The organism is Roseovarius sp. MBR-6 (assembly GCF_040547525.1).
Lineage (GTDB): Bacteria > Pseudomonadota > Alphaproteobacteria > Rhodobacterales > Rhodobacteraceae > Roseovarius.
The window spans coordinates 121,214-128,568 of the sequence record NZ_JBEPPW010000011.1 but is presented as its reverse complement, the minus strand read 5'-3'; the positions used below and the strand labels follow the sequence as shown (position 1 = coordinate 128,568).

The following is a 7,355-nucleotide window of genomic DNA, read 5'->3' as shown; positions in this document are numbered from 1 at the left end:
CGTCCAGTAATTCCTTGGATATCGTCATCGTCCTCACTCCTCTCAAGAAGCATGGACCAAAGCGCAGTTACACAGAAGATCGGACACTCTCGCCCGCGGTCTTTGGAATGGCCGCAACACTTGAGGCCTGACACAAGACCGCACTCGATCACGCGCAACATGGGACTGAAACTTCTTGCATCACGGGCGGCAACCACACAAGAGCTTCTTTTCGTCGCTGAAAACCGAACGGACCAACCGCAAGGTCTATCGGACCCGCGACGAAGCCCGCGCAGACGTGTTCGACTACATCGAGCGCTTCTACAACCCGCGCAGACGGCATTCGAAACTGGGCTACATCAGCCCCATGGAGTTCGAGGCCCGCGCTATGCTAGCTTAACCTGCTGTCCACCAAACCGGCAGCAGGCCAGCGGCCGAAATCCGTGTAAAGCGCCTCGAACTCGGCATCGAGGCTGGCAAGCGCGTCATTGACCACCTGCCTGATCTCGCGTAGCGGGTGTCGCTCCGGGATGCGCTGCTCAAGATCGACATAGCTGAACAGTGACCCGCTCGTCTCGTCCATCCCGCGCATCTTCACCCCCGACATTATCGTGCAAAGGGTGAATCATGTTCTCAAATCGTTGTCGAGGCAGGACTATTTCAGCAGCCTGCTAATGGACATTATTTCCTGTGTCCGACATCCGACAAGCGGCGCGGATCGCATGTCGGGGTTTGCAGTATTTCAGATATTCAGATAAAACTTTTCATTACTTTGCAAATTTGCCGAATTCCGTTTGGTTTCGCGGGCCCGGCGTCCTAATGTGCGCGGCAGAGAGAAGGGGAGAGCCATGAAAGACATTCTTCAGGAACTCGAAAGCCGCCGTGCCGAAGCCCGGCTTGGTGGCGGGCAGGGGCGCATCGAGGCGCAGCACGAGCGCGGCAAACTCACGGCGCGCGAGCGCATCGAGCTGTTGCTCGACGAGGGCAGTTTTGAAGAATTCGACATGTTCAAGGCGCATCGCTGCACCGATTTCGGCATGGAGAAGAACCGCCCCTATGGCGACGGGGTGGTGACCGGCTGGGGCACGATCAACGGGCGCATGGTCTATGTGTTCAGCCAGGATTTCACCGTCTTCGGCGGTTCCCTGTCGGAAACGCACGCCGAGAAGATCTGCAAGATCATGGACATGGCGATGCAGAACGGCGCACCCGTGATCGGCATCAACGATTCGGGCGGCGCGCGTATCCAGGAAGGCGTGGCAAGTCTTGCGGGCTATGCCGAGGTGTTCCAGCGCAACATCATGGCGAGCGGCGTGGTGCCGCAGATCAGCCTTGTCATGGGGCCATGCGCGGGCGGTGCTGTCTATTCGCCGGCGATGACCGATTTCATCTTCATGGTGCGCGACACCTCCTACATGTTCGTGACCGGCCCCGATGTGGTCAAGACCGTGACCAACGAGGTGGTGAGCGCCGAGGAACTGGGCGGTGCCTCGACCCACACCCGCAAGTCGAGCGTGGCCGACGGCGCCTTCGAGAACGATGTCGAGGCACTGGCCGAGGTGCGGCGACTGGTGGATTTCCTGCCCCTGAGCAATCGCGAGAAGCCGCCCGTGCGTCCCTTCTTCGATCAACCGGGGCGGGTCGAGCCGAGCCTTGATACCCTCATCCCCGACAATGCCAACACGCCCTACGACATGAAGGAATTGATCCTCAAGGTCGCCGACGAGGGCGATTTCTACGAAATTCAGGAAGATTTCGCGAAGAACATCATCACCGGCTTCATTCGCCTCGAGGGGCAGACCGTGGGTGTCGTGGCCAATCAGCCGATGGTGCTGGCGGGGTGTCTCGACATCGACAGCAGCCGCAAGGCCGCGCGCTTCGTCCGCTTTTGTGACTGTTTCGAAATCCCGATCCTGACCTTTGTCGACGTGCCCGGTTTCCTGCCCGGCACGGGGCAGGAATTCGGCGGCGTCATCAAGCATGGTGCGAAACTGCTCTTTGCCTATGGCGAGGCGACGGTGCCCAAGGTCACGGTGATCACCCGCAAGGCCTATGGCGGGGCTTATGACGTGATGGCGTCCAAGCATCTGCGCGGCGATTTCAACTATGCCTGGCCAACCGCGGAAATCGCGGTGATGGGGGCAAAGGGGGCGACCGAGATCATCTATCGCGCCGATCTGGGCGATGCGGACCGGATCGCCGCGCATACCGCAAGCTACGAGGACCGTTTCGCCAACCCCTTCGTTGCTGCCGAGCGGGGCTTTATCGACGAGGTGATCCAGCCGCGCTCGACGCGGATGCGGGTCAGCCGGGCCTTCGCCAGCTTGCGCAACAAGAAGTTGAGCAACCCTTGGAAAAAGCACGACAATATTCCGCTCTGAGGGAGAGGGGAAAGGGGAAAGGGGGCGCTGCCCCCGTCGCCCTTGCGGGCGACCCCCCGGAGTATTTCAGGAACGATGAAACCGGAGGCTGCAAGACCATGGGCCGCGACCGCTGGCATGTGATCGAGGAGGGGGGGGCGCTGACGCTGGCGCGGCGCTTGCCCGTGCGCTTCGATCTGGCGGCCGAGACGGTCTTGCCGGACGCGGTCGGGCGGCGCAGGCTGGCGCATCTGGTGCGGCAGGATCTGTGGCGGATGCTGCGGCACGTGCGGGGGTTCGCGCCCGTGGTGCGCGTGCGGCGCGTGGCCGAAGGGCTGCATATGGTGGCGGGGGGCGCGGTGGTGGGCCGTGTGCCGCCCGGCGCGCAGGCGCGCGTCACATGGCTTCTGGACGATCCGCGTCATCGGGCGCGATGGACAGGTCGGGCATGATGAGGCGGGCCGTGATCGTGCCTGCTCTCGTGCTTGGCCTTGCAGCCGCAGCGCAGGAGGAGGCGCTGCGGCTGCCCTCGGGGCTTGAGGCGCGGTTTCATGAGGTGCTGACCGATCGCCCCGAAGGCGGCGGGCTGATCTACCGGTTCCGCTATGTGGCCGGGGCGTTTGACGGGGGGGCCGGACAATTGGCGGTAATCGGCGACGATCTGACATGGCTTTGCGAGAGCCACGCCCTGCCGCGAATATCCATTATCGGGCCGCAGCCGAGGCAGGTGGTGATTTCGCTGGCCGACCGCGAGTCGGTATTCGGGGTCTATGATCCCGAGGTGACGCAAGTTTTCGAGGCCTTTCGACCCGAGGGCGGGGCCTGCATATGGGAGATGTTCTGACATGCACGCGCAATCAATGGGGACGCTGACGCAGGGGAAGCCGGAGAGTGCGGCTTTGCGGACACAATCGCGCGCGATCGTGCTTTCAATATGTTCAAATCGCTCGATTTCCGCTAGCGTGAGATCAGGTTGCAAGAAAGCGACCTTTACCTCGCCAACAAGGCGGGCTAAGGCCATGTGCCGGCGCACGCCGTTCACCGCAGAAACGAGAGACAGGAGTTTTACATGTCCAAGACCCTCAAGAGCGTCCTCGCCCTTGGCTTCATCGCAGTTGTCGCAGCTTGCGCGCAGCCGGCCGAAGAAGAATTCGTTGTGGTCGAGCCGATCACGACCGAACCGGTTTCGACCGGCAAATACAAGTAAGCCTTTCGAGGCTGGCGCGAAGCGGGCGGCAGCGCCCGCTTCGCCGCAATCCACCGCACATCGCCCCTGCCATCCGGGGGGCGCATCATGCTGAAGCATCGCGGTTTTCCCGGGCGTTTGCCGGGAACGGATTATCAATTCACCATTCGCCGTGGCAATCCCAAAGGCATTACGCCGCTGGTTGCGCGCGAGCGTTATCGGGACCGCAAGCCCATAGATCGCCGCGCCGACACGGAGTTCGTGCGCGCGCTCTGGCTCTGTTTCGGTGATCAGCCGTTCGAGCGCGGCAATCTGGATGCAGGGCGCCTGAGCTGGCTGTTCGGGCGCGAGGTCAAGCCCGCAGAAGAGCCGTTCGACCCCGAAAGCTATGAGGCGCTTCTGGTGCTTGATCTTGACGTGGCGCGGGCGTCGTTTCCGGATGTGTTCGACGGAGCGGCGCGATGATGGGCGGTGCGGCACCCGATCGGCGCGATTTCGCGCATGGCACCGGCCGATGCGCGGGGCTTCGCCGACGGCGCGGTTTGCGCGATATCGGGCTTGGTGCGCGACGGTCGCCGTGCAACCATGAGGCGTGTAACGGTGGCCTGTTCCCCAGCGGCCCGTGCCGTTACCCTTCCCCTCTCGGGCGGCCCTGCGGCGTTTTGCAGGCCGCCCGTTTTTCCGTTCACAGCCGTGTTTTGCCGGGGCGTTTGCCCCTGCGCCACGCGTAGTTCAGTCCCGATCCGGCCCCTGGTCCGGGGTGTCCGAAAGCAAGCAGAGGAACCGCCGCAATGTTCAAGAAAATCCTGATCGCCAACCGGGGCGAGATCGCCTGCCGCGTGATCAAGACCGCCCGCAAGATGGGCATCGCTACGGTGGCGATCCATTCGGACGCCGACCGTCATGCGCTCCATGTGCAGATGGCGGATGAGGCGGTTCACATCGGTCCGTCGCCCGCCTCCGAAAGCTATATCGTGATCGACAAGGTGATGGCGGCGATCCGTCAGACCGGGGCCGGGGCGGTGCATCCCGGCTATGGGTTCCTGTCGGAAAATCCGCGCTTTGCCAAGGCATTGGAGGCCGAAGGCGTGGCCTTTGTCGGCCCGCCGGTGGGCGCGATCGAGGCCATGGGCGACAAGATCACCTCGAAGAAGATTGCCCAGGGTGCAGGCGTCAGCACGGTGCCGGGCTATATGGGCCTGATCGCTGATGCCGAGGAGGCCGTGACGATCTCCAACCAGATCGGCTATCCGGTGATGATCAAGGCCAGCGCGGGCGGCGGCGGCAAGGGGATGCGAATCGCCTGGAACGACGAGGAGGCGCGCGAAGGGTTTCAAAGCTCGAAGAACGAGGCGGCCTCGAGTTTCGGCGATGACCGCATCTTCATCGAGAAATTCGTGACGCAGCCGCGCCATATCGAGATACAGGTGCTGTGCGATTCGCATGGCAACGGTGTCTATCTCGGCGAACGCGAGTGCTCGATCCAACGTCGCAACCAGAAGGTGATCGAAGAGGCGCCGAGCCCGTTTCTGGACGAGGCCACCCGGCGCGCCATGGGCGAGCAGGCCGTGGCGCTGGCCCATGCGGTCGGCTATGCCAGCGCGGGCACGGTGGAATTCATCGTCGATGGCGCGCGCAACTTCTATTTCCTCGAGATGAATACCCGCCTTCAGGTGGAGCATCCCGTGACCGAACTGATCACCGGGGTCGATCTGGTGGAACAGATGATCCGGGTGGCGGCGGGCGAGAAACTGTCCTTTACCCAGGACGATGTGACCCTGACCGGCTGGGCGATGGAAAGCCGCCTCTATGCCGAAGATCCCTATCGCGGCTTCCTGCCCTCGATTGGCCGTCTCACCCGGTATCGCCCGCCCGCAGAGGTGGCCGCCGGGCCGCTCCTCGATACCGGCAAATGGCAGGGCGACGCGCCCGCGGGCGACCGGGCCGTGCGCAACGATACCGGCGTCTACGAGGGTGGCGAGATCTCGATGTATTACGACCCGATGATCGCGAAGCTCTGCACCTGGGGGCCGGACCGGGCCTCGGCCATCGAGGGGATGCGCGTGGCGCTCGACAGCTTCGAGGTGGAGGGCATCGGCCATAACCTGCCCTTCCTGAGCGCGGTGATGGATCACCCCAAATTCGTGGCGGGCGACATCACCACCGCCTTCATCGCCGAGGAATATCCCGAGGGCTTCGAAGGCGTGATCCTGCCGGGCGACATGTTGCGCCGCATCGCCGCCGCCTCTGCCGCCATGCACCGGGTGGCGGAAATCCGGCGCACGCGCGTTTCGGGGCGGATGGACAATCACGAGCGGCATGTGGGCGAGGATTGGGTGGTGGCCCTTCAGGGGCAAAGCCACGCGGTCACCATCGCCGCCGACCGTGAGGGCGCGACGGTCCACTTTGCCGACGGGGCCGCGCTGCGGGTCACGAGCGACTGGACGCCCGGCGATCAGCTGGCGCGGCTCGACGTGGACGGCACGCCGCTCGTGCTCAAGACCGGCAAGATTTCGGGCGGCTTCCGCATCCGCAGCCGGGGGGCCGACCTCAAGGTGCATGTGCGCACGCCGCGTCAGGCGGAACTGGCGGCGTTAATGCCCGAGAAACTTGGCGCTGATACATCAAAGATGCTGCTCTGCCCGATGCCGGGTCTGATCGTGAAGGTCATGGTCGAGGAAGGGCAGGAGGTTCAGGAGGGGCAGGCGCTCTGCACCGTGGAGGCGATGAAGATGGAAAACATCCTGCGCGCCGAACGCCGTGGCGTGGTGGCCAAGATCAACGCCGGACCGGGTGACAGCCTGGCGGTGGACGATGTGATCATGGAATTCGAGTGAGGGGATGACCGCCCTGCGCCGCCATATCCGCCCCGTGGGCGCGGTGCTGTGTCTGGCGGCGCTCGTGGCCTGTGCGCGCGACAGCGAGGCGGCGCAGCGCGGGCGGCTGGCGGCTTGGGTGTCGCTGGGTCAGACGCTTTCGTTCGCGGCACGGCGGGACTGTGCCGTGGGGGTCTATGCGGTGGTGACGCGGGCCGTGAAGGCGGCGTTGCCACTGACTGAAAGCGCGCCCGCGATGCGCCGCGCGCTCGAGGCGCGGGGCGTGGCGGCGCTGGTGCTTGCGGGGCAGGGCGGCGATGCCGCGCTCTTGGCGATCACCAATCACGACCGCGCCACCGGCATGGCGATGCGGCGCGCGGCACTCGAGGCGCGTGCCTGCATGGACGCGGATGTCGAGGGGCGGTTCCGCGCGGCGCTTGACCGCCCCGGCACGGTGGTTGGCTGGGACGCGGACACGCGGTCGCTCATGCTCATGGTGCCCGATGCGGGCTGGCTCCTGCTGGTTCAGGGAGAGGGCTGAGCGATGCCGGATCAGCTGCGCCCCGGTCGCCCTTCGCGCAATTCCTGCTGGCGCACCGGCAGCTTGTCGATGGTGCGGGTGATCTCGCGCACCTGCCATGGCGTGGGCTTGCGCAGGTGGATCACCCCGTCCTTGCCGATGAGCACAAGGCCAAAGCCGCGCGGGCGCAATGTCGTGCGGATGTCCGAGCGTGCCGAGGGATCGGTGTCGGTGATCACGACGACATCACGCTCGTCAAGCACGGCAGAACGCTCGGTCAGATATCCCATCTGTTCGATGAAGCGCGGATCGGCGGGGGTATCGGCAAAGACGACGAGCGGGCGTTTGAGCCAGAGAAAATCGTTCAAATTGACATCTTCCGCCGGGAAGATGAACGGCTTGGCGGTGCTTTCGCCGGTCTCTCCCGCAGAGGCGACAGAGGCGGTAAAGGCAAGCAAAACAAAGGCGAAGACGTGTTTCATGGACTCTCCTGC

The 7,355-nt window shown here is 64.2% G+C and carries 8 protein-coding genes and 2 pseudogenes; 8 read left to right on the top strand and 2 right to left on the bottom strand.

Annotated features, from left to right (window positions below):
* Window positions 1-199: 199 nt before the first annotated feature.
* Window positions 200-379: pseudogene (locus ABIE57_RS14165) on the top strand (IS3 family transposase); the annotation flags it as partial.
* Between the two features lie 30 nt (window positions 380-409).
* Here the strand turns inward: ABIE57_RS14165 and ABIE57_RS14160 are convergent.
* Window positions 410-571 (bottom strand): annotated as a pseudogene (locus ABIE57_RS14160) (IS5/IS1182 family transposase); the annotation flags it as partial.
* A 256-nt stretch (window positions 572-827) separates the two neighbouring features.
* On the opposite strand from ABIE57_RS14160, the gene ABIE57_RS14155 reads away from it, so the two are divergent.
* The 7 genes from ABIE57_RS14155 (at window position 828) to ABIE57_RS14125 (ending at window position 6,882) form a co-directional block, all read left to right on the top strand.
* Window positions 828-2,360: an acyl-CoA carboxylase subunit beta gene (locus ABIE57_RS14155; RefSeq protein WP_354539675.1), complete on the top strand. Its 1,533-nt coding sequence runs from the start codon at window positions 828-830 to the stop codon at window positions 2,358-2,360.
* Between the two features lie 98 nt (window positions 2,361-2,458).
* Window positions 2,459-2,791 carry a hypothetical protein gene (locus tag ABIE57_RS14150; protein WP_354539674.1) on the top strand — a complete coding sequence of 111 codons (333 nt, stop codon included), beginning with the start codon at window positions 2,459-2,461 and terminating at the stop codon, window positions 2,789-2,791.
* Entirely contained in the window at window positions 2,788-3,183 is a 396-nt protein-coding gene (locus ABIE57_RS14145; protein WP_354539673.1) for a DUF6497 family protein, read from the top strand. Before ABIE57_RS14150 ends, ABIE57_RS14145 begins: the two co-directional genes overlap by 4 nt.
* A 225-nt stretch (window positions 3,184-3,408) precedes the next feature.
* Window positions 3,409-3,546, top strand: a complete 138-nt coding sequence (locus tag ABIE57_RS14140; RefSeq protein ID WP_354539672.1) for a hypothetical protein — start codon at window positions 3,409-3,411, stop codon at window positions 3,544-3,546.
* Between the two features lie 87 nt (window positions 3,547-3,633).
* Entirely contained in the window at window positions 3,634-3,990 is a 357-nt protein-coding gene (locus ABIE57_RS14135) for a hypothetical protein (RefSeq protein ID WP_354539671.1), read from the top strand.
* Between the two features lie 326 nt (window positions 3,991-4,316).
* Window positions 4,317-6,362 (top strand): acetyl-CoA carboxylase biotin carboxylase subunit, encoded by a 2,046-nt coding sequence (locus ABIE57_RS14130; protein ID WP_354539670.1) that lies wholly within the window; start codon window positions 4,317-4,319, stop codon window positions 6,360-6,362.
* Window positions 6,363-6,366: 4 nt separating this feature from the next.
* Window positions 6,367-6,882, top strand: coding sequence for a hypothetical protein (locus ABIE57_RS14125; protein ID WP_354539669.1), 516 nt, complete (start codon window positions 6,367-6,369; stop codon window positions 6,880-6,882).
* Between the two features lie 11 nt (window positions 6,883-6,893).
* Here ABIE57_RS14125 and ABIE57_RS14120 read toward each other — a convergent pair whose 3' ends face one another.
* Window positions 6,894-7,343, bottom strand: coding sequence for a DUF4174 domain-containing protein (locus ABIE57_RS14120; protein ID WP_354539668.1), 450 nt, complete (start codon window positions 7,341-7,343; stop codon window positions 6,894-6,896).
* Window positions 7,344-7,355: the final 12 nt, after the last annotated feature.